The following is a 20,751-nucleotide window of genomic DNA, read 5'->3' on the forward strand; positions in this document are numbered from 1 at the left end:
GGGAGACAAACATGACGAAATCAGCAAATGGCCTCATGGCTTCAAGCCTGCCGCAAAGCCTCTGGGCGCGGGCGGGGATCGTTCTGGCGGGAACAGCACTTCTGGCGCTGTCGGCCAAGGTGCAGGTGCCGTTCTGGCCGGTGCCGATGACCCTGCAGACGCTTGCCGTCCTGATGATCGGCGCGACGCTTGGCGCGCGGATGGCGGGCGCGGTGCTTCTGGCCTATCTGGCCGAAGGCGCCGCCGGCCTGCCGGTCTTCGCCTCGGGCGCGGGGCTTGCCTATATGGCGGGGCCGACGGGGGGGTATCTTCTGGGCTTCCTCCTCGCCGCCGTCTTCGTCGGCTGGGCGTCCGATCGCGGCTGGCTGAGGGGGCTGGTGCCGACCGCCGCCGTCATGCTGGCAGGCGTGGCTCTGATCTATATCCCGGGGGTTGCCTGGCTTGCGGCGCTGATCGGTTCCGGCAAGGCAATCGCAGGCGGGCTTGTGCCCTTCCTGCCGGCCGAGGCCTTCAAGCTCGCGATCGCCACGGCGCTTGCGACCGCCGCCGCCCGTCGCGGCGCGCGCTAGGCGGGATCGGTGCGGCGATGACCGGCGCGCATCTCTTTCGGCGTAAGGCCAAAGCGGGCCCGGAAGGCGCGGGAAAACTGCGCCTGATCGGCGAAGCCATGGGCATAGGCAATCTCGCCGATGCTGCGGGCATCGGCGGGGTTGGCAAGGTCTTCCTGCGCGGCCTGCAGGCGCCGGTCCCTGATCCACTGGCCGAGCGTCGTATTGGTGTCTCGCAAAAGCTCGTGCAGGTAGCGAACCGATATGCCGCAGCCGGCGGCCACGCCCTCCGGCCCGAGGTCGGGATCATCGATATGGCGATGCACGAAGGCCTCGATCCGTGCCAGATGCCCGGCGCGAACGGACGACAGGCCCGAGGTCAGCACCCGGTCGTCGGACTGAAGCGCCAACGCCAGAAGGTCGACCAGCTGGCGGCCGACCGTGGCGCGCGTCTCCTCGGTCATCGCGTCATAGCGGCCGGGGACGAGGTGCAGCATGTCGACGAAAAGCCCGTTCGCCCCGTTCGTCGCGTCGAATTCGAGCGAGCAGAACCGGTCGGGCGCGCGCACCCGGCCACCGAGCATGTCGGCGGTGACCTTCATCACCCAAAGATCGGCCGCCTCGGCGTGGCTGAACTCGTAGGGTTCGTCGCTGCGTTCAAGGATGAAGGCGCCGGGATTGGCCCGCACCTCCTTGCCGCACTGGCTGAACCGGACCTCGGACTTGGCGGGGACGGTGACGAGGAATTCCTCAGGCCCCTGAGCGGTCAGATGACGCGGCAGGCGGCGGTAGAGAAGCGCGTCGGAGGTCAGGCGGGACAGCGAGACAGTGCCAAGCTGCCAGCTTGTCAGTTCGCCGTCGAACGCCTCGGGCCGGCGGAAGCTGAGATCAAGCGGGAAGTAAGCGCGCCCGATCGTCTCGTGCCAGTGGCGGCTGCGCGCCGCCTGATCCACCCCGCGCGTCGTGATCGTCGTTTTCATCCCCGGCACCTCCCGAAGGCAAGTGTGAAAGAGCCACGCCGCGCCTGTAAAGACCTGTCTTCCTGCGCGGGCCTTCCGTGCACTCCCCGACAAGAAAGCATGCGCCCGGCGCAAAGACCGGCCGGGAAAACCGGCGCTAGCCTGATCGTCGCAACGGTGCAAAGAACGCCGCGCGACAGGGAGTTTCCGCGATTCGACCGGGCGATCCGCCCGTCCGTCCCCCTTGTGCGCGGCCTCAAGAGAGAGGCGCGATGATGGCGAAAGCTGCCAAAAAGCCCGTGAAGGTCGATCCGATCACCCTGTCGGTCGTGCGCGGGATTCTGGAAACCACCCAGCGCGAGATGACGCTGTCGCTGGAAAAGACCGCGCGGTCGTCGGTCTTCAACCTCGCGCATGATTATTCGACGGCGCTCTTCAACGCGGTGCCCGAGATGATCCTGCAGGGGCAGGACATTCCGATCCACCTCGGCTCGCTCATCCCCGCGATGAAAGTGGTCGCCGGTTATTTCGGCGACGACATACACGAGGGCGACCTCATCATCCACAACGACCCCGCCTGGGGCGGGTCGCACGCCATCGACACCTGTTTCTACCGGCCGGTCTTCTGGAAGGGGAAGCTCAAGTACTGGACCGTCTGCAAGGGTCACCTGACCGATGTGGGCGGCCCGGTGCCTGCGGGCTACAACCCCGGCGCCAAGGAGATTTACGCCGAATGCCTGCGTATTCCGCCGGTCAAGGTCTGGGACCGGGGGCAGCCGCGCAAGGATGTCCTGAACTTCATCCTGACCAACATGCGCGCCCGCCGCGATCAGGAGGGCGACTTCAACGCGCTGATCGGCGCTTGCCAGGTCGGCGAACGCGCGCTTCTGAACATGCTGGAGAAGTACGGCGAGGCCGAGGTCGATGCCTGCATCGCGACCCTTCTCGATATGGCCGAGAAACAGATGCGGGGCCTTATCGCGAGCGTGCCGGATGGCACCTACGAAGGCGCGGCGATCCTTGAGGATGCCGGCCACGGCTTTGGGGATTTCGAGATCAGGGCAAAGGTGACGATCAAGGCGGATACCTGCCACATCGAGATCTCCAGCCCGCCGCAGATCCCCTATTTCATCAACTCCTACGAGGGCAATTCCTATTCCGGCGTCTACCTCGGCCTGATGATGTTCGCCCAGCTCCCGCCCCCCTATAACGAGGGGCTTTACCGCTGCGTGACGGTCGACATGGGGCCGAAGGGAACCTTGTGCAACGCGCGTGAACCCGCGCCGCACATGAACTGCACGACAACGCCGATGGAGACGCTGACCGACGCGGTGCGGCTTGCCTTCGAAAAGGCGGTGCCGTCGAAGGTCTCGGCGTCATGGGGCCATGCCAACGGCCTCAACATCGCCGGTTGGGACAAGCGGCACGACGAGGAATATGTGACGATGGTGCTCGCCACCATCATCTCGGGCGCCGGGGCGACGCCAAGCCAGGACGGCTGGCACGCCTGCGGGCCGGAATGCTGCTTCGGCGCGCTGACCTCGGGCGATGTGGAACTGCTGGAATATTCCTACCCGATCATCATCCACCGTTATTCGCTGATGACCGATAGCGGAGGCGCCGGCAAGTTCCGCGGCGGGTCGGGAACGGCGTGGGAGGTCGAGCCCCTCAACGACGACATGACCTTCATCACCTTCGGCGAAGGCCGCCGCATCCCGGCGGTGGGCGCGGCCGGCGCGGCCTCGACCATGACCGACGAAAAGGTCGGGCGGCTGGAACTGGTGAAGGGCGGTGACGCGAAGACGATCCGCGAGAACGTGATCGAGGTCATCAAACCGGGCGACCGCATCACCAACATGAACCCCGGCGGCGGCGGTTACGGCGACCCGATGGAGCGCGCGGTCGAGAAGGTCGTCTGGGACGTGAAGAACGGCCTCGTCTCGCTGAAAGGCGCGAAGGAGGATTACGGCGTCGTCATCACCGATGCCGCGACGCTCGCCGTCGACATGAACGCCACCAAGGCCCTGCGCGCCGACCGGCGCGCGGGCGCGAACTGAGGGGGGCGGGATCATGAGAACCGACTATCGCCTCGGCATCGACGCGGGTGGCACCTTCACCGATTTCGTGCTGGCCGACAAAAGCGGGCAGGTCAGGCTCTACAAGGCGCTGTCCACCCCGCAGGACCCGACACAGGCCATCCGGAACGGCCTTGCGCTGATCACCGAAGACCTCGGCGTTCCGGCGGAAAAGATCATCTCGAACTGCGATCTCTGCATCAACGGCACGACCGTGGGGCTGAACGCGCTAATCCAGCACAAGGGCGCCAAGACCGGGCTGATCTGCACGGCCGGGCACGAGGATAGCTTGGAAATCCGCCTTGGCCACAAGGAAGACGGCTACCGCTACGACCCGGAATATCCCCCCGCGACCATGCTCGTGCCCCGCTACCTGCGGCGCGGCATCCGCGAGCGGGTGCTGTCGGACGGATCGGTGCGCGAGGCGTTGAACGAGGCCGACGTGCGCGCGGCCTGCGAAGTGTTCAAGGCCGAGGGGGTCGAGACGGTGGCGATCAGCTTCGTCTGGTCGGTCCTTCACCCCGACCATGAACGCCGCGCGGGCGAGATCCTGCGCGAGATGCTGCCGGACGTCATCCTGACGCTGGGGTCAGAGCTTTACCCCCAGGTCCGCGAATACACCCGCACCTCGACGGCGGTGGTGAACGCCTATCTCGCCCCGATCATGAAACGCTACGTGACCGCGGTGGACGCCTATTTCCAGTCGCTCGGCGCGAAGCAGCCGGTGCGCTACTACCAGTCGAACGGTGGCCTTGCGATCGGGCAGGCGATGACGGACCGGTCGGTCTATGCGATCAACTCCGGCCCGGCTTCCGCGCCCGCCGCCGGGCAATATGTCTGCGAGCCCTTCGGCAAGACCGACGTCATCACCGTCGACATGGGCGGCACATCGTTCGACATCACGCTGACCAAGGGCGGCGTGACCAACGTCAACAAGAACATCGACTTCCTGCGCTACAGGATCGGCGTGCCGATGATCCAGGTCGAGACTTTGGGCGCAGGCGGCGGCTCCATCGGCTGGATCGACGAGATGGGGCTGATGCAGATGGGGCCGCAATCGGCGGGGTCGGACCCGGGGCCTGCCTGCTACGGACAGGGCGGGGCGGAGCCCACGGTGTCGGACGCGAACCTTGTCCTTGGCTATCTGAACCCCGACGGTCTGGTCGGCGGGCGGCTGCCCTTGGACGCGAAGCTCGCGCGGGCTGCGGTGAAGACGAAGCTCGCCGATCCTCTTGGGCTTTCGGTCGAACGCGCCGCCTACGGCATGTTCACCATCGTCAACGCCAACATGGTCAACGGCATCCGCCGCGTGACCGTGGAACGCGGCTACGACCCGCGCGATTTCGTGCTGGTCGGCGCGGGCGGCGCGACAGCCGCCCATATCTGCGCGCTGGCCGCCGACATGGGGATCGACACGATCGTCCTGCCGAAACTCGCCTCGGGCCTCTGCGCCTTCGGCCAGATCATCTCGGACGTGAAATACAACTACATGGCCACTGCGCCGCTTCGGCTCGACAACGACGCGGCCTATGCCAGGATCGACAGCCTTTTCAACGAGATCGAGGCACAGGGCATCGCCCATCTGAAGGCCGACGGCTTCGCCCGCAAGGACATCGACATCCGCCGCAGTCTCGACATGCGCTATGTGGGTCAGGTCCATGAATGCACGGTCGAGATCGGCACCTTCAAGGTCGACGCGAAGTCCATCGCGAAGATCAAGGAGGCGTTCCACAAGCGGCATGAAGAGCTTTACACCTATTCCGAACGTCACTCGACGGTCGAGGTGGTGAACATCGAAAGCACCGTCTATGGCCGGGTGGACAAGCCGAAGCGCATGGCGCTTGGCAAGGGCACCCCTGTCGCCAAGGCCCTGAAGGGGCACCGCGACGCGGTCTTCTCGGCCGATGGCAAGCGGGTGAAGACCCCGGTCTATGACGGCGGTTTGCTCGGCACGGGGGCGAAGATCGCAGGCCCCGCGATTATCGAGGAAGTGACCACGACCATCGTGATCGAGCCCGGCTGGACGGCCGCGCTGGACGACAGCGGGTCCTACCTCATCACCAGGGAAAGAAAGGGGGGCTGATGCGGCGGCTTGGCGCAGACGGGGTGACGGTGGCGTTCGACGGTCTCACGGCCCTCAGCGAGGTGAATCTGGCGGTCGCTCCCGGCCGGATCACCGGGCTGATCGGTCCGAACGGCGCGGGCAAGACCACCCTTGTCAATGTGCTGACCGGGTTTCAGGCCCCGACCGGCGGGGCGGTGACGCTGGACGGCACCGCCCTGACCGGACTGAAGCCGCATGAGATACGTCGGAAGGGCATTGCCCGCACCTTCCAGGGCGGGCGGCTCTTCCGCGATCTTCCCGTGATCGACAACCTCGAGGTCACCGGCGTCGGTCTTGGCCAGAGCCGCCGCGCGGCGATTGCCGAGGCCGAGGCGATGCTCGACTGGGTCGGCATCGCCGCCCTCGCCGACCGGATCGCGGGCACCCTGCCCTATACCGACGAACGGCGCGTGGCCATCGGTCGCGCGCTGATGGGGCGTCCGGGCTACATCCTGCTGGACGAACCCGCCGCGGGCATGAGCGCCGCCGAGGCCGCCGACCTTGCCGCGCTCGTCCGCCGGATCGCGCTCGAGATGGGCTGCGGCGTCCTTCTGATCGAGCACAATGTCGGGCTGGTGCTCGAGCTGTGCGACCATATCGTCGTCCTCGATTCCGGCGCGGTGATCGAGACCGGCGATCCGGCCGCGATCCGCGCCTCGGAAAAGGTCCGCCACGCCTATATGGGCACCGCCGCCGAGGCACAGATGCCGGAGGGGGTGGCATGAGCCTTCTGAAACTCGCCGACGTGACCATCCGCTACGGCCGTCTGACCGCCGTCAGGTCTGTGTCCCTGTCGCTGGCGGAAGGAGAAATCCTGTTCATCACCGGGCCGAACGGGGCGGGCAAGTCCTCGCTCCTGCGCGCCATCGCCGGGGTGACGCCGCCTGCGGGCGGGCGGATCGATTTCGCCGATCATGATGTCACTGGCCGCGCGCCCGAGGATATTGCGCGCCTTGGCCTGTCGATGGTGCCCGAGGGCCGCGATGTCTTCGGCTCGCTCACCATCGAGGAAAACCTTCTCGTCGGCACCGGCATGCATGCGGGTGAACGCGGCTGGCGGGCGCGTGCCGCCAGCGCGCTTGAAGAAGTCTACGCGACTTTCCCGATCCTGAAGGACCGCCGGAACGCGCAGGCCGGGCTTCTCTCCGGCGGGCAGCAGCAGATGCTGGTGATCGGCCGGGCGCTCATGACCAATCCGCGCCTGATCGCCATCGACGAGCCCTCGCTGGGCCTCGCACCCAATATCACCGACCAGGTCTATGAACGGCTCATCGCGCTCCGCCGCCAGCGGGCGCTGACGCTCCTGATCGTCGAGCAAAGCTCCACCCGCGCCATGATGGTCGGCGGCCGGATGATCCTGATGCGCGGCGGGCAGGTGATGATGGACGGCGACGCAAGCGCCATGGGGCAGTCCGAGGCGATGCAGGACGCCTATTTCGGTTACGGGGAGCATTGATGTCCGCGATCCTTCAGATCCTGTTCGACGCGCTCAGCCTCGGCTCGCTCTACGCGCTTGGCGCGCTGGGTATCGCGCTGATCTTCGGGGTGATGCGGCTGGTGAACTTCGCCCATGGCGACGTGATCGCCTTTTCGATATTCGCGCTCCTCTGGCCCTCGACCGACGCGGTTGCGGTGATCTTCGCCGGAAATCTGCCGTGGTTCCTGCTGGTGCCCTTCGTGCTGGTCATGGGGGCGGGGCTGTCGGTTCTGGCGGAAATCACCGTCTTCCGGCGGTTCAGGAAAGCGAGCCCCGCGACGATGATGATCGCCTCCTTCGCATTGGGCTTCGTCATCCGCTACTTCCTGCTGATGCTCTTCTCCTCGCGGCCGAAGTCGATCTCGCTTCTGCCCGCGCTCAGCCAGCCGGTGGAAATCCTTGGCGCGCGCATCCCGCTGTTGCAGGTCATCACTATTGCGGTGACGGTCGCGATCCTCTTCGGGCTGACCTCGTTTCTCAAGCGCACGCGCTTCGGGCTGGAAATGCGGGCGGCGGCGGAGAATTTCACCATGGCGCGGGTGCTGGGGGTGCGGGCGAACCGGGTGATCATGGGGGCCTTCGCGCTTTCGGGCGCGCTCGCCGCCGCCATCGGTCTGATCCTTGGCAGCCAGACCGGCACGGCGGATATCCAGATGGGGGCGAATGTGATGCTGATGGCCTTCATCGCCACCGTGATCGGCGGGCTCGGCAGCCTGCCCGGCGCGGTGATCGCGGGGTTCCTTCTCGGCGCCGCCTCGGTCGTGATGCAGGTCACGCTGCCCATCGACGCGCGGCCCTTCCGCGATGCCTTCGTCTATGGCGCGGTGATCCTTGTCCTGATCTTCCGCCCGCAGGGGCTTCTGGCCGCACGCGGCACGAAAGAGAGGGTCTGAGATGTCCGCCCGCACCTCCGTCGCCCGCCGTACCCTGGCCACGCCACTGATCCTGTCGGCGCTCTTGATCGTCTTCGCGCTTCTGGCCTGGTTCGTCGGCTCGAAGCCCTTCAACCAGACGATCATCGACATCTTCCTGCGCGTGATCCTCGTCGTCGGACTTTACATCTTCGTCGGCAATTCCGGCGTGATCTCGTTCGGGCACGCGGGCTTTACCTGCCTCGGCGCCTATGCCGCCGCCTGGCTGACCATGCCGCCGATGATGAAACAGACGCTTCTGCCGGGCTTGCCGGAGTGGCTGACGGCACTGCAACTGCCCTACTGGGCGGGGGCGGGGCTGGCCGCCCTGTGGGCCGCAGTCTGGGCGGCGCTCTTCGGCAAGATCCTGATGCGGCTGTCGGGCATCGCCGCTTCGATCGCGACCTTCGCGATGCTCGCCATGATCAACACGATCTATTCGAACTGGGAGGATGTGACAGGTGCCACATCCTCGGTCGTCGGCATTCCCATCGTGCGCACCGTCTGGCCCTACCTGATCGCCGCGATCCTTGCGGTCTTCATCGCCTGGGCCCATGCGATCAGCCGCGCGGGGCTGGCGTTGCGGGCGGCACGCGACGAACCCACCGCCGCCTCGGCCTCTGGCATCGACCTGCCGCGCGAACGGCTGATCGCCTTCGTCGTCTCGGGCGCGGTCATGGGCATGGGCGGCGCGCTTTTCGCCCATTCGATCGGCGTCGTGACGCCCGACACATTCTACCTCGGCCTGACCTTCATCACCCTTTCCATGCTGGTCGTCGGCGGCATGGGCAGCCTGTCGGGCGCGGTCATCGGCGTGCTTTTCCTGTCGGTCCTGATCCAGGCGCTGCGCTGGCTGGAGGCAGGCGTCACCATCGGCGCCTCGAAATTCGCCCTGCCGAACGGCGTGCAGGAAATCGCGCTCGGGGTCGTGATGATCCTGATCCTCGCCCGCCGCCCCTCGGGCCTGATGGGCAACAAGGAACTCGGCTGGCGGCGCGCCGGCTCAGTGGCTCCGGACGTATCCGGACAAAAACAACCTGACCTCAGCAAGGGAGTATCCAAATGAAAAGACGGACATATCTGACCGCGACGCTTCTGGGCGCCGCGCTGGCCAGCACCCCGGCGCGGGCGGACGACGACAGGATCGTCGTCGGCTTCGCCACGGCGGAATCGGGCTTCATGCAGGCCTATGACAAGCCCGCGCAGGATGCCGCGATGATCCGCATCAAGGAGATCAACGATGCGGGCGGCCTTCTGGGCAAGCAGATCGAGGTGGTGAACGCCGACACCAAAACCGACCGCGCCGAAGGCGCGAAGGCCGGCCTGTCGGTGATCGACCAGGGCGCCGACCTTGTCGTCGTGTCCTGCGACTACGATTTCGGCGCGCCCGCAGCGCTGACGGCCGAAAGCGCGGGCCTCGTCTCGTTCTTCCTCTGCGCGGAATCGATCAAGGCCGGTATCCAGGGCGTCGGCCCGCACAGCTTCTCGGCCTCGGTCCTGGCCGCGGTGCAGGGTGCCACCATGGCGCAATGGTCCTACGAGAAGAAGGGCGCGCGCAGCTACTACCGCCTTCTCGACACCTGGACCGAATATAACAAGGGCATCTGCGACGGGTTCGACTGGGCGCTGCCGCAACTGGCCGATGCCACGCTCGTGGGCGAAGACACGTTCAAGAACGAGGATGCCTCGATCGCCGCGCAGATCACCCGCATCAAGTCGCTGCCCGAAGAGCCGGACGCGATCATGCTCTGCACGATGATGCCGGGTGCGGTGTCGGCCATCAAGCAGATCCGGGCGGCGGGCATCAATTCGATGATCCTGAACGGTTCGGGCGTCGATGGCAGCTACTGGCTGTCGGCGGTGCCGGACCTGTCGAACTTCTTCGTGCCGGTCCAGGGTTCGATCTACGGCGACGATCCGAACGCGGATGTGACGGCTTTCAATGCCGCCTACAAGGAAGCGACCGGTGGCGATCCCTCTACCCAATATGTCTATCCGGGTTACGTGCTGATCGACGTCTGGGCCAAGGCGGTCGAGCGCGCCGGCACTACGGACGCCGATGCGGTGGTGGCCGAGCTTGAGAAGATGAACGAAGAGCCGACGCTCTTCGGTCCGCGCACCTTCTCGAGCGAGATCCATCACCAGAACAAGGCGCGCTATCTGATCGTCGAGACGACCAATGGCAAACCTGGCGTCGTTGACGAATGGACCATCCCGGAGGCGATTCCGGTTGCCGACCTGATGAAGTGATCGTGCAGACCTTCGCTGGTCCCGGGTCAGCCGGGGCCAGCATCTCCTGCGGGCGCGAAGCTCTCGCTCAAGAGCGCTCGCTCCGTCTCGACACCCGCCAGCGCCCGCCACCCGATGCGCATACATGCCGCCCGAGGGCATTGCCGGTCTGTGTCGCAAACTTCCCGGATACGTGATCCCAAGGTTTAGGCCTTGTTGACAAAAGGGATTCGCAGGGCGGGCTGAACGTGATTCAAGCCGGTATCTGCAATGGAGACGATCTTGGCAAGAGACCTGATATCGGACGAGTAGTGGGCGTCTCATGAACGCTTCATCCTGGCCGCCAGCGCCCCGAACGGACGCAAACCCCTGAACCATCGCCTTTTCTGGACGGGATTTTCTGGATTGCACGCGCCGGATCGCCGTGGCGCGATCTACCGGAAGAGTTCGGCAAGTGGTCGTCGGTCTATCGCGGGTTCCGACGCTGGACGCTGGCCGGGCTCTGGGAGCTGATCTTGGACGCGCTGAACGAAAGTCGGCTGGTTCCCGATGCCCTGCAGATGATCGACATCGAGCCGGTGAACGCCACTGGTGCGAGAGAACCGGCGAGGGTGGTTCGCGCACGTCATCAGGCAGCGGGCGCTAAAGGGGGACTCCAAGACAGGTTTTTGGCCGTTCGCGAGCGTCCGGTGGGAAAACGATCCACCGGATCGTTTTCTGGACCACCTTCCACGTCACGACCAAGATCCACCTCCGCGTCAACGGCGTAGGCCTGCCCATGAGGTCGGAGATCACGCCCGGGCAGACATCGGACTACCTGGGCTTTGATCTGGTCATGGCCGACAACCTGCCCGAGGCGACCATCCTGCTCGCCGACCGCGGCTATAACTCTGACATCGTTCGCAAAACCATGGAGGCGTGCAATGTGGTGCCGGTCATCCCGATGCGCAAGACACGCAAGCTGCGCGTGGCCTTCGATCGCACCCTCTACCGGCTGCGCACCCTCGTCGAGCGGTGTTTCAACAAGCTGAAGAACGCCCGCCGCGTCGCCACCCGCTGCGACAAGACCGCCGAGAGCTTCCTCGGCTTCATCGACATCACGTCGATCCGCCTATGGCTCCGCCATTTGTCAACATGACCTAGTCCGACCAATAGGCGTCAGGCGGCGGACCATAGTCCAGCAACGCGCAGGAATAGACAGCTGTCTCGTCGAATGGGTAGCGCTCTTCCATCTCGGGGGTCAGAGACAGGCCAAGGCCGGCTGCCGAAGGGCGCAGGAGTTTGCCCCCCACAATCCGCGCCTGATCGCCCATCATCTCGCGCCCAAGCGGGAAGTCGAGCATTGGAAACTCGACCAGTTTGCCACCTGCCGCAAAGGCCGCATGGTAGGAGGCCATGATCGCCGCCGCGCCGCCCCAGGCGTGGACGACCACATCGGTGCCCTTCGCCCTTGCCGCCGCGAAGACATCCATCACCGCCGATATCCCGCCCATGACCGAGGCATCCGGCTGGACGAAGTCGTAGACCTCATTGTTCAGCCGTTCGATCATCTCCTTCGGCGTGGTGATGATCTCACCGCCGCAGACCGGCACGTCGATGCGGGACCTGAGTTCCTTGAACCCTTCGGGCGCATCGGGGCCGATCGCCTCCTCGACGAAAACCATGCGGAAATCGGTCTTGGCATGGACGGCCTCGACGAAGCCCACCACATCATCCACCGCCTGCGGTGGGTCGGCGAGGTTCTGGCACATGTCGACGCCGACCTCGATCCCGCGCCGCCCGGCTTCCTCCAGCACCCAGGCGGTGCGCAGGATATCATGCTTGACCGAGCGCATCTTGAAGATGGTGATGCCGAGGCTCTCCAGCAGGTCCAGTTCGCGCAGGAACTGTTCCTTGCGGTCGCAGCATCCGCCGGAGCCGTAGATGCGGATTGCATCGGCCTTCGGCCCGTCGCTGAGAAGATCATAGACCGGTTTGCCGAGCGATTTGCCCTTGGCATCCCAGAGCGCGATCTCGAAGGCGGCGATGACGTGGCGCGCGGCCCCCTGCAACGACCAGTAATCGCAGAGCGACCGCAGATCGCGCACCCGTGCGGCGATGTCGAACCCGTCCTTGCCCATGACCTGCGGCGCGCAAAGCTCGACGATGGACTGGAAGACCTTGGGCGCGAAGACGGCGATGTAGCCCTCGCCGAGTCCTGTCACGCCGTTGTCGAGCGTCACCTCGACCATGCCGATGGTGCGCTTCGGACCGTTGGGGAAGCATTCCTTGATCTCGGGATCGTCGGCATCGGCGTAAGGCGAGGACAGGAGTATGCAGCGGATATTGGTGATTTGGTGCATCAGTAGCCTCTGGCGAAATCAATAAGCCCGCGCAGCGGTTCTCCGGCGCGGAACCGGGTGAGGTTGTCGAGGAACCAGTCGATCTTGCGGTCGGTTTCCTCGGCGAAACCACCGCCGGAATGCTGGGTGAGGATGGTGTTCGGGGTGGACCAGAAGGCATGGCCCTTGGGCAGCGGTTCGTCGCGGGTCACATCGATCACCGCACCGACAAGTCGGCCTTCGGTGAGGGCTTCGGCCAGCGCCGCCTCGTCGACGAGCGAGCCGCGCCCGAGATTGCAGAAAACCGCCCCGGACGCCATCCGCGCGATCCGTGGGGCATCGAGCAGACCGGCGGTCTGCGGTGTGTGCGGCACGGTCGCGACAACGATGTCGGCGTCGGCCAGGGCTGCGTCGAGCGCCTGTTCCGTCCAGTCACGGCCAAAGGAGGTGATTTTGCAGCGGAACGGCGTCAGCAACTCTGCCAGCCGCCCGTTGATCGCCCCGCGCCCGAAGAGAACCACCCGCGCCCCGGTCAGAAGCCGCAGCTCCGCCCGGACCGGGTCGCCCACCCAGTCGCCCGCCCAGCGCAGCGTCCCGAGGCGGTCGATCCCGCGCATCAGCGCAAGAATGCCCGCAAGCGCGGTTTCGGCCACCGGATCGGCGAAGAACCCCGCAAGGTTCGTGACCTGCGCGTTGCCGCCGGGCCGCGACCAGTCGAGCCCGGCATATTCCCCGAACCCGACCGATTCCAGTTGCATCCAGCGCAGGCTGGCATTGGCTGCGATGACCTCCGGTTCCGGATTTCCGAACACGATGGGCGCATCGCAAGGATCGGCCGGATCGCGAAGCCGCAGCGTCGCATCCCCGACCCCGCGCCTGAGACGGACCTGTTGCGCCTCTTTCAGTGGAAGGCAGACGGCGATTTCCATCAGGCGGCCCCTGGCTGAGAGGTGCAGATCCAGATCGTCTTGGTCTGCAGATACTGGTCCATAGCCTCGGCCCCGTTGTCGCGCGAGAGCGAGCCGGACTTCCTGTAGCCGCCGAAGGGCGTTGTGACGTTGCCTTCGGAAAACCCGTTGACCGAGACGGTGCCGCAGGGCAGCCGCCGCGCCATGTGGATCGCGCGGTCGATATCGCGGGTGAAGACCGAGGCATGCAGGCCATATTCGGAATCCCGCGCGATCTGCAAAGCCTCGTCCATGCCCTTGACCGGCAGGATGCCGAGGACCGGGCCGAAGATCTCCTCGCGTGCGATCGTCATGTCGCGGGTCAGGCCCGCAAAGACCGCGGGCCGGATGAAAGAACCCGGCCCGAAGGCATCGCCGCCGGTCAGAAGCCGCGCGCCTTCGGCCTTGCCCTTGCCGATATAGGACATGACACGGGTCTGATGCTCAACCGTCACCATCGCGCCGATAGAGGTGTCCGGGTCGAGCGGATCGCCGACCACGAACTCTTTCGCGCGGGCGATGATCCGTTCGGCATACTCAGCCGCCAGCTTTGCATCCACCAGTTGCCGCATGTTGGCCGAACAGTTCTGCCCGCCATTCCAGAAGGCCGACATGGCGGCATGTTCGATGAGGTCATCATTCAGATCGGCATCGTCGAGCACGATGAACGGGCTCTTTCCCCCCATCTCCAGCCCGATGACCTTCAGGTTGCTCTCACCCGCATAGCGCAGGAAATAGCCGCCGACCTCGGTCGAGCCGGTGAAGGAGACGATGTCGATGTCAGGGTGCCGACCGATAGCCTGTCCTGTCGTCTCCCCCAGTCCGGGCAAGACAGACAGAACACCGTCCGGCACTCCGGCCTCGCGCGCCAGTTCCGCCAGCCTGAGCGCCGTGAGCGGTGTCTGTTCGGCAGGTTTGACGATGCAGGAGCATCCTGCCGCGAGCGCGGGCGCGAGTTTCCAGGCCGCCATGAGAAGCGGGAAGTTCCACGGCAGGACAAGGCCAACAACGCCCGCCGGTTCCCTGACGATCAGCGCGAGGTTGGCTTCGCCCGTCGGCGCGACCTTGCCAAAGCTCTTGTCGGTCAGTTCAGCATACCACTGGAAGAAGGTCGGCACCTCGTTGCCGATCTCGTGCAGGCAATCGGTGATGGTCTTGCCGCTGTCGAGGCTTTCGAGGACTGCCAGCTCGTCGCGATGTTCACGCACGAGGTCGGCCAGTTTCAGCAGCACCGCCTTGCGATCCTCTGGCGCGGCGCGTGACCAGACGCCGTCGTCAAAGACCTTGCGTCCGGCCGCAACGGCGCGGTCCACATCGGAGCCGGTGCAGTGGGCTACATTTGACAGCGTCTCACCCGTCGAGGGATTGATCGTGACAAAGGTGCCACCGTCGGACGCATCGCGAAACGATCCGGCGATGAAGGCCCGGGTTTCGGGTTTGAGGCCTGCGGCGATCTTCTGCGCCTGTGCCTTGGTCAGAGACATGGAAACCTCCGCTTCTTTCAGTGAGCGGTCCGGCGGACCGAGATGTGCCAGGGGATCAGCAGCCGTTCGGCGAGCGTCACGATGCCGAACAGGGCAAGCCCGAGCAGCGTCAGGAAGAAGATCCCCGCGAAGGCAAGATCGGGCCGCATGTTGCCGGTCACGATCTGGATGTAGAATCCCAGCCCCTCGTCCGAGCCGATGAACTCGGCAATCGCCGCGCCGACGGTCGCATTGATCGCCGCGTATTTGAAGCCGACGAAGCACTGGGGCAAGGCGGCGGGCAGCCGGATCTTGAGGAAGGTCGTCCAGACGCTCGCCCCGGTCGAACGGGCGAAGCGGGTGAGTTCTTCGCTGAGCGAATTGAACGCGAGGATCGCATTCAGGACGATGGGGAAGAAGCAGACGAGGAAGACGATGATCACCTTGGGCAGAAGGCCGAAACCCAGCCACGAGATGAACAAGGGCGCGAAGGCGATCTTCGGCACCATCTCGATACAGACGAGGAACGGATAGATGGTGCGCCGCAGGATCGTCGAGAAGGCGATGGCCAGACCGATGGGCAGGGCAAGGACCACGGCGACAACATAGCCCAGCACCGTCTCAAGCCCCGTGACATAGGTGTAGTAGAGAAGCCGGTCCAGATCGGCCGCGCCCTTCTCAACGATCAGCGAGGGCGGCGTCAGGATGTAACGCGGGATGTCGAACCAGACGACGGCATATTCCCAGAAGAGGAAAAAGCCGATGAAGAAGGCAATGAACATCCAGGAGTTGGCCAGATGAATCCTCAGCGCCGCGAAGTAGGGTTTTTTGTCAGATGACGCCATAATTGCGGAAAATCTCCTGTGTTTCGCGCACATAGGCGGTGAACTCGGGCGAGCTTTTGACATCGAAGTCGCGCGGGAAGGGCAAGTCGATGTCGATGATCCTTTCTATCCTTCCGGGGCGCGGCGTGATGACCGCGACGCGGGTCGAAAGCTGGATCGCCTCTTCGATGGAATGGGTGACGAAGATCACAGTGGGCCGTTTCTGCATCCAGAGCGATTGCAGGTCCTTGCGGATGTTTTCACGGGTCATCGCGTCGAGCTTGCCCAGGGGTTCGTCCAGCAGCATCGTCTTCGGCCGGTGCACCATCGCCTGGCAGAAGGCCGCGCGCTGCTGCATGCCGCCGGACAGTTCGTGTGGAAAGCGTTGCTGAAAGTCCTCCAGATGGACCGAGCGCAAGAGTTCCTCGACATCCTCCTCCCGGCTGGCCGGGTCGATGCCGCGCATTTCCAGTTGCAGGTCGATATTGCCGCGCACGGTGCGCCATGGGACGAGAGTATTGTCCTGGAACATGATGCCGATGTCGGTCTGCGGTCCCGTCACATTACGACCCGCAAGTGTGATTTCGCCCTTGGTGATGCCCAGAAGCCCGGCGATCATCAGCATCAGGGTGGACTTGCCGCAGCCCGAAGGCCCCAGCAGCGAGATGAATTCGCCGTCTTCGATGGTCATATCCACCGGCCCGAAGGCATGCACCGCGCCGGTGCCGGAGCCGAAGACTTTCGTCACACCGGCAAGATCAATCAGGGTCGACATGTCCGATTTCCGTCAATGAAGGCGCCGGGGACAGGGAGCGCGGCCCCCGGCGCGACAGGTCACTCGATGAAGTCGTTGGTGTAGAACGACGCCGGATCCGCGTTGGGATCAAGGTCGTTGTATTCCTTCATCAGGGCAACCATGCCCTCCCAATCGGACGCCACGTTCAGACCGATCTTCCGGTCGGTATTGGCGTTCGAGTAGAGAAGGCCCAGCGTCACGTCGAGCACGGCGCGCGACTGCGCCTTGCCCTCGTCCTCGGCCATCGTGCCGCCGACGATATCGGCCATGGCGTTCACGGCGGCATCCGGGTCGGCCTCGGTCGCGGCATAGGCTTTCATCGTCGCCGCCACGAAGCGCTTCACCAGATCGGGGTTGTTCGCAACCAGATCCTTGCGCGTCGAGATGCAGTAGCCGACCTGGTTCACCCCATAGTCGCTGTAGGGGAAGATCACCGGCGCCTCGCCGCCATTGGCCTTGATCTCGGCCGGCTTGTCGTCGATGCCGCCCAGCATGCCTACCGCATCGCCCGCACCCTGAAGATAGCTCGACACCAGCGCTCCGTCGGGGACGTTGGTCAGGTTGATGTCGGCCTCGGTCAGCCCGGCATTGGCCAGAACGATCGGAAAGAACGTGTTCACCCCGGCATTCGCCGTGGTCAGCAGCTTCTTGCCCTTCAGGTCGCCGATTTCCTTCACGCCGCTGTCAGGCCGGACAAGGATCGCTTCGGACCCCATCGCGTCGATAACGCCGACCGAGATGATCTCGGCCCCTTGCGAGGCAAGGTTCACAAGCGCGCCGCAGGACCCGTAGGCAAAATCGCTGTCGCCATTGGCGACCAGCCGGTGGGCCGACGAAGACCCGTTGCCCGACCGGATATCGAGGTTGATCCCGGCCTCCTTGTACAACCCCATGTCCTTGCCATAGGCGAACCCCGCATGGGATCCGTAATACATCCAGTTCAGCCGCAGGCGCACATCGTCCTCGGCCATGGCCGCCCCGGTGAGCGCGGTCAGCGTCACGGCAGCGGCAATCACATTCTTCATCTTGGTCATCCCAGTCTCCTCCCTAGAAGTCGTTGGATTTCACTTTTCGATCAACCGCGGCACACCGATGGCTTTCATCATCGCGTGGCAACGGTCCCGGTAACGGTTCCGGACATCCCGCGTGGGCGGGCGGCAGCGGCTGGACGGCAGGCCGATCAACTCCATGCAGAGCTTGTCGAGATAGCCGTCGCCAGAGGTGTAAGTGCGCTCGATATCGACCCAGAGCTTGTAGAAGGGCATGCCTTCCTCAACCAGCATCCGGGCAATCTCGGCATAGTTCCCCGCCCGGACCTCATCGACCAGCTTGATCCCCCACTCCGGCCAGAAGTTGCAGTGATGCACCTCGAAGGCACGGGCACCGAGCGCGGGCATGGCGCTGACGGGGAACAGAAGGTTGTTGTCGATGATGGTGAAGCGGTCCGAGAAGTTCGAGGTCACATCCTCGAATTCCATCGCGTCGGTGCGGGGCGTCGCCCATTTCAGACCGACGATGTTCGGGATCTCGGACAGCCGCTCGATCATGCCGAACGAGAGGTTCTGGCTGGTCCAGAACGTGTTGTAGATGATCAGGCCGACACCCGGTGCGGCTTCGGCGGCGGCGCGCACATAGTCTTCGAAATCGGCCTCGGTATGGGCGAAGTAAAACGGGCAAGACACTTGGATAAAGGTCGCGCCAAGTGCCTCGGCTGCCTTGGCGAGCCGCACCAGTTCCAGCGTCGATGTGGTCTGCGCCCCCATCGCGACGGGGGCCGCGCCGCCAACCTCTTCCACCACGACTTCGGCCACGCGGATGCGTTCGTCGAAGGTCATGGTCGAGAAATCGCCCGCAGCGCCACCGGCAAGGAAAGTCGCGTAATCCGCCGTCAGTCCGGCATCGACGAGAAACCGGACATAGGCCCGCAGCGCCGCCTCGTCGACCTCCATCTCGGGGGTGTCCCGGAACGGCGTCGGGATGGTCACGTAACACCCTTCCAGCGCTTTTTTCATCTTTTCTGGCGTCACAATCGACCCTCGTCTGATCGGTCACAGTCCACCCGCGGACGGAAAGCGCACTTGCAATCCGTCGCGGGCCGAAAGGCCCATTTTTCATTTTTCAGGATCAGGGCTGCGGCACGCGGCGTTCCCCGATGGCGTAGTCTTGCGTCCTCTCTCGCCATTGGACTGATAATTCTGGCCAATAAGTTGATTTTCTCGGCCAAATATTGTCAGTCTGTCAGAATGAACACGCCCGCATCACCCTCTGCCGTTCCGCAGTTCAATTTCCTGCTGCAACCGGAATTTCCACTCAACGCGCTGATTCTGGCCTCGGACGCACTTCGGATCGCGAACCAGAACTCCGGGGTCGACCTCTTCCGGTGGTGTTATGTGACCGAGACGGGCGAACCGGTCCGCGCCTCGAACCAGATGTGGTTCGCAGCCGATCATGCGCTCGACGACATGCCGCGGGCCGATGTCTATCTGTTGTTTGAAGGTAACCTGCCCACGCAGAACATCTCGCGCACGCTTCTCGGACGGCTGCGTGAAGCCGGGCGCTATGGCGCGATTGTGGGCGGTATCGACACCGGCGCCTTCGCGCTGACCAGGGCGGGGCTGAGCGGCACCGAGACCTCCCCGGAAACCGTGGTGCATTGGGAGGCTGAAGCCTCTTTCCGCGAGGAGTTTCCGGCGGCAAGGCCCGAGGATCGCATCTATCGCGTCTCCGGAAACCGCGCCCATTGCGCGGGCGGGGTGGCGACGCTTGACATGATGCTTGATCTCGTCGGCCGGTTCCAGAACGAGGCGCTGGCCAATGAGGTGGCCAATGCCCTGATCCACACCCGCCGCCCGTCAGAAACCCAACAGCGCGGCGATACGGGGGTCGGATCGAAACAGGCGCGACAGGCCGAGCGCATCGTCAGCCTGATGGAACGGAACCTCGATTTTCCGCTGAGCCTGCACGAAATAGCGGAGGCCGCCGGGATGCCGGAACGGTCCCTTGTCAGGATGTGCCGCCGCATTTTCGGCGAATCTCCGATGCGGCTTTACCTGCATATCCGCCTGCAGGCCGCGCGGAATATCCTGTTTTACGAGGAATATTCGATCAAGGACGTCGCCCTCTCCTGCGGCTTCTCTTATCCGGCCGTTTTCTCACGCGCGTTCAAGCAGCAGTTCGGCCAGACCCCGCGCGCCTTCCGCACGACCTTGCGCGACCGGCAGCGGCAGGGAATGCGGCCCGAGATTCGACGTTTGATCACCTCGTCGGAGCGCACGGCCTGAGCCACGAGCGCAGTTCAGCCACACTGTGTTTCAGACGCGGCGAATGGCCGGCGTGGTGAAGCAGCACTGCAGTGCTTGAGGATGCGATCAAAGCCCGGATTGGACCGACCATCTCGAACTACCATCAACATCCTGTCCAGGTGCAGCTGGGCGTCCAAGAACGCTTGCGATCTTCGGCGATCCTGCTCTTCTAGATGCATGGTCAAGCTCGTTCTCTTGCACAAGGCAGATTTCGATCTACGAGGACGAGCTCGACGTCGTCTACGACTTCGATAGTGCCCCGCGGGATGGTGTAAGAGCGCCGAGGTAAGTCGCATCCAGCCAGAGATAGGGCCACGCCCCTCCAGCGGTCGCGCCAGGAAGGCATTCACCCGCTCGTCGATCTCGGCGCACAGCCGGCTGACCTGGCTCTTGGACATGCCGCCCGCGCCCATCGCCTTGACCAGATCATCGACGGCGCGCGTCGAGACGGCGTGGACGTAGGCCTCCTGGATCACCGCAACGAGGGCCTTCCCGGCAGTCCGGCGAGGTTCCAGGAAGCTGGCGAAGTAGCTGCCCTTGCGCAGCTTCGGGATCTCCAGCGCGATCCGCCCCGCCCGCGTGTCCCAATCGCGGTCGCGGTATCCGTTGCGCTGAACCTCCCGCATCGGCGAGCGCGCGCCCTTGGCCGCGCCTGTCCGGGCCTCGATCTCGGCTCCATGATGCGGTCGGCCGCGTAGGCCAGCATCTCGCGCACGAGGTCGCCATCGGCCTGCTTCTCAACCAGCTCGATCAGCGCCACTCTCTCTTCGGTCATCGTCATCTCCGTTGTCGGTT

The 20,751-nt window shown here is 64.6% G+C and carries 17 protein-coding genes and 2 pseudogenes; 10 read left to right on the top strand and 9 right to left on the bottom strand.

Annotated features, from left to right (window positions below; translation table 11 throughout):
* Window positions 1-11: 11 nt before the first annotated feature.
* Window positions 12-569, top strand: coding sequence for a biotin transporter BioY (locus tag P0645_RS17450; protein WP_284165835.1), 558 nt, complete (start codon window positions 12-14; stop codon window positions 567-569).
* Here P0645_RS17450 and P0645_RS17455 read toward each other — a convergent pair.
* A complete protein-coding gene (locus P0645_RS17455) occupies window positions 566-1,528 on the bottom strand; it encodes an AraC-like ligand-binding domain-containing protein (RefSeq protein WP_284165836.1) in 963 nt (320 codons plus the stop codon). The two genes, P0645_RS17450 and P0645_RS17455, sit on opposite strands and share 4 nt — an antisense overlap.
* A gap of 254 nt (window positions 1,529-1,782) precedes the next feature.
* On the opposite strand from P0645_RS17455, the gene capB reads away from it, so the two are divergent.
* The 8 genes and pseudogenes from capB (at window position 1,783) to P0645_RS17495 (ending at window position 11,441) form a co-directional block, all read left to right on the top strand.
* The gene (gene capB, locus P0645_RS17460) at window positions 1,783-3,564 is read left to right on the top strand and encodes a caprolactamase subunit beta (RefSeq protein ID WP_284165837.1); all 1,782 of its coding nucleotides are present in this window, start codon (window positions 1,783-1,785) and stop codon (window positions 3,562-3,564) included.
* Between the two features lie 13 nt (window positions 3,565-3,577).
* Window positions 3,578-5,665, top strand: a complete 2,088-nt coding sequence (gene capA, locus P0645_RS17465) for a caprolactamase subunit alpha (RefSeq protein WP_284165838.1) — start codon at window positions 3,578-3,580, stop codon at window positions 5,663-5,665.
* Window positions 5,665-6,411, top strand: coding sequence for an ABC transporter ATP-binding protein (locus P0645_RS17470; protein ID WP_284165839.1), 747 nt, complete (start codon window positions 5,665-5,667; stop codon window positions 6,409-6,411). Before capA ends, P0645_RS17470 begins: the two co-directional genes overlap by 1 nt.
* Window positions 6,408-7,142, top strand: coding sequence for an ABC transporter ATP-binding protein (locus P0645_RS17475; RefSeq protein WP_284165840.1), 735 nt, complete (start codon window positions 6,408-6,410; stop codon window positions 7,140-7,142). The genes P0645_RS17470 and P0645_RS17475 overlap by 4 nt, the downstream gene beginning before the upstream one ends.
* A complete protein-coding gene (locus P0645_RS17480; protein WP_284165841.1) occupies window positions 7,142-8,056 on the top strand; it encodes a branched-chain amino acid ABC transporter permease in 915 nt (304 codons plus the stop codon). The genes P0645_RS17475 and P0645_RS17480 overlap by 1 nt, the downstream gene beginning before the upstream one ends.
* 1 nt (window position 8,057) lies before the next feature.
* Entirely contained in the window at window positions 8,058-9,140 is a 1,083-nt protein-coding gene (locus P0645_RS17485) for a branched-chain amino acid ABC transporter permease (protein ID WP_284165842.1), read from the top strand.
* Entirely contained in the window at window positions 9,137-10,324 is a 1,188-nt protein-coding gene (locus tag P0645_RS17490) for an ABC transporter substrate-binding protein (protein ID WP_284165843.1), read from the top strand. Before P0645_RS17485 ends, P0645_RS17490 begins: the two co-directional genes overlap by 4 nt.
* A gap of 312 nt (window positions 10,325-10,636) precedes the next feature.
* Window positions 10,637-11,441, top strand: a pseudogene (locus tag P0645_RS17495) (IS5 family transposase).
* Between the two features lies 1 nt (window position 11,442).
* Here P0645_RS17495 and P0645_RS17500 read toward each other — a convergent pair.
* Genes P0645_RS17500 through P0645_RS17530 form a run of 7 tightly spaced genes read right to left on the bottom strand, consistent with a single transcriptional unit; the run spans window position 11,443 to window position 18,666 of the window.
* Complete coding sequence (locus tag P0645_RS17500; protein WP_284165844.1) at window positions 11,443-12,645, bottom strand: mandelate racemase/muconate lactonizing enzyme family protein; 1,203 nt, start codon at window positions 12,643-12,645, stop codon at window positions 11,443-11,445.
* Complete coding sequence (locus tag P0645_RS17505) at window positions 12,645-13,553, bottom strand: NAD(P)-dependent oxidoreductase (protein WP_284165845.1); 909 nt, start codon at window positions 13,551-13,553, stop codon at window positions 12,645-12,647. Before P0645_RS17505 ends, P0645_RS17500 begins: the two co-directional genes overlap by 1 nt.
* Window positions 13,553-15,055 carry an aldehyde dehydrogenase gene (locus tag P0645_RS17510; protein ID WP_284165846.1) on the bottom strand — a complete coding sequence of 501 codons (1,503 nt, stop codon included), beginning with the start codon at window positions 15,053-15,055 and terminating at the stop codon, window positions 13,553-13,555. Before P0645_RS17510 ends, P0645_RS17505 begins: the two co-directional genes overlap by 1 nt.
* A 17-nt stretch (window positions 15,056-15,072) precedes the next feature.
* Complete coding sequence (locus tag P0645_RS17515; protein WP_284165847.1) at window positions 15,073-15,879, bottom strand: ABC transporter permease; 807 nt, start codon at window positions 15,877-15,879, stop codon at window positions 15,073-15,075.
* A complete protein-coding gene (locus P0645_RS17520) occupies window positions 15,866-16,633 on the bottom strand; it encodes an ABC transporter ATP-binding protein (protein ID WP_284165848.1) in 768 nt (255 codons plus the stop codon). The genes P0645_RS17515 and P0645_RS17520 overlap by 14 nt, the downstream gene beginning before the upstream one ends.
* A gap of 59 nt (window positions 16,634-16,692) precedes the next feature.
* The gene (locus tag P0645_RS17525) at window positions 16,693-17,688 is read right to left on the bottom strand and encodes an ABC transporter substrate-binding protein (RefSeq protein WP_284165849.1); all 996 of its coding nucleotides are present in this window, start codon (window positions 17,686-17,688) and stop codon (window positions 16,693-16,695) included.
* A 30-nt stretch (window positions 17,689-17,718) separates the two neighbouring features.
* Window positions 17,719-18,666, bottom strand: coding sequence for a dihydrodipicolinate synthase family protein (locus P0645_RS17530; RefSeq protein ID WP_284165850.1), 948 nt, complete (start codon window positions 18,664-18,666; stop codon window positions 17,719-17,721).
* A 231-nt stretch (window positions 18,667-18,897) separates the two neighbouring features.
* Between P0645_RS17530 and P0645_RS17535 the strand changes: the two genes are divergently transcribed.
* Complete coding sequence (locus P0645_RS17535) at window positions 18,898-19,935, top strand: GlxA family transcriptional regulator (RefSeq protein ID WP_284165851.1); 1,038 nt, start codon at window positions 18,898-18,900, stop codon at window positions 19,933-19,935.
* Window positions 19,936-20,238: 303 nt separating this feature from the next.
* Here P0645_RS17535 and P0645_RS17540 read toward each other — a convergent pair.
* Window positions 20,239-20,731 (bottom strand): annotated as a pseudogene (locus P0645_RS17540) (transposase); the annotation flags it as partial.
* Between the last annotated feature and the right edge of the window lie 20 nt (window positions 20,732-20,751).

It is taken from the genome of Frigidibacter sp. SD6-1 (genome assembly GCF_030143255.1).
Lineage (GTDB): Bacteria > Pseudomonadota > Alphaproteobacteria > Rhodobacterales > Rhodobacteraceae > TMP-24.

Excerpts from the sequence above, each read along its gene's own strand:
- P0645_RS17450 (WP_284165835.1), top strand. The coding sequence starts at position 12 with ATGACGAAATCAGCAAATGGCCTCATGGCTTCAAGCCTGCCGCAAAGC.
- P0645_RS17455 (WP_284165836.1), bottom strand. The coding sequence starts at position 1,528 with ATGAAAACGACGATCACGACGCGCGGGGTGGATCAGGCGGCGCGCAGC.
- capB (WP_284165837.1), top strand. The coding sequence starts at position 1,783 with ATGGCGAAAGCTGCCAAAAAGCCCGTGAAGGTCGATCCGATCACCCTG.
- capA (WP_284165838.1), top strand. The coding sequence starts at position 3,578 with ATGAGAACCGACTATCGCCTCGGCATCGACGCGGGTGGCACCTTCACC.
- P0645_RS17470 (WP_284165839.1), top strand. The coding sequence starts at position 5,665 with ATGCGGCGGCTTGGCGCAGACGGGGTGACGGTGGCGTTCGACGGTCTC.
- P0645_RS17475 (WP_284165840.1), top strand. The coding sequence starts at position 6,408 with ATGAGCCTTCTGAAACTCGCCGACGTGACCATCCGCTACGGCCGTCTG.
- P0645_RS17480 (WP_284165841.1), top strand. The coding sequence starts at position 7,142 with ATGTCCGCGATCCTTCAGATCCTGTTCGACGCGCTCAGCCTCGGCTCG.
- P0645_RS17485 (WP_284165842.1), top strand. The coding sequence starts at position 8,058 with ATGTCCGCCCGCACCTCCGTCGCCCGCCGTACCCTGGCCACGCCACTG.
- P0645_RS17490 (WP_284165843.1), top strand. The coding sequence starts at position 9,137 with ATGAAAAGACGGACATATCTGACCGCGACGCTTCTGGGCGCCGCGCTG.
- P0645_RS17500 (WP_284165844.1), bottom strand. The coding sequence starts at position 12,645 with ATGCACCAAATCACCAATATCCGCTGCATACTCCTGTCCTCGCCTTAC.
- P0645_RS17505 (WP_284165845.1), bottom strand. The coding sequence starts at position 13,553 with ATGGAAATCGCCGTCTGCCTTCCACTGAAAGAGGCGCAACAGGTCCGT.
- P0645_RS17510 (WP_284165846.1), bottom strand. The coding sequence starts at position 15,055 with ATGTCTCTGACCAAGGCACAGGCGCAGAAGATCGCCGCAGGCCTCAAA.
- P0645_RS17515 (WP_284165847.1), bottom strand. The coding sequence starts at position 15,879 with ATGGCGTCATCTGACAAAAAACCCTACTTCGCGGCGCTGAGGATTCAT.
- P0645_RS17520 (WP_284165848.1), bottom strand. The coding sequence starts at position 16,633 with ATGTCGACCCTGATTGATCTTGCCGGTGTGACGAAAGTCTTCGGCTCC.
- P0645_RS17525 (WP_284165849.1), bottom strand. The coding sequence starts at position 17,688 with ATGACCAAGATGAAGAATGTGATTGCCGCTGCCGTGACGCTGACCGCG.
- P0645_RS17530 (WP_284165850.1), bottom strand. The coding sequence starts at position 18,666 with ATGAAAAAAGCGCTGGAAGGGTGTTACGTGACCATCCCGACGCCGTTC.
- P0645_RS17535 (WP_284165851.1), top strand. The coding sequence starts at position 18,898 with ATGAACACGCCCGCATCACCCTCTGCCGTTCCGCAGTTCAATTTCCTG.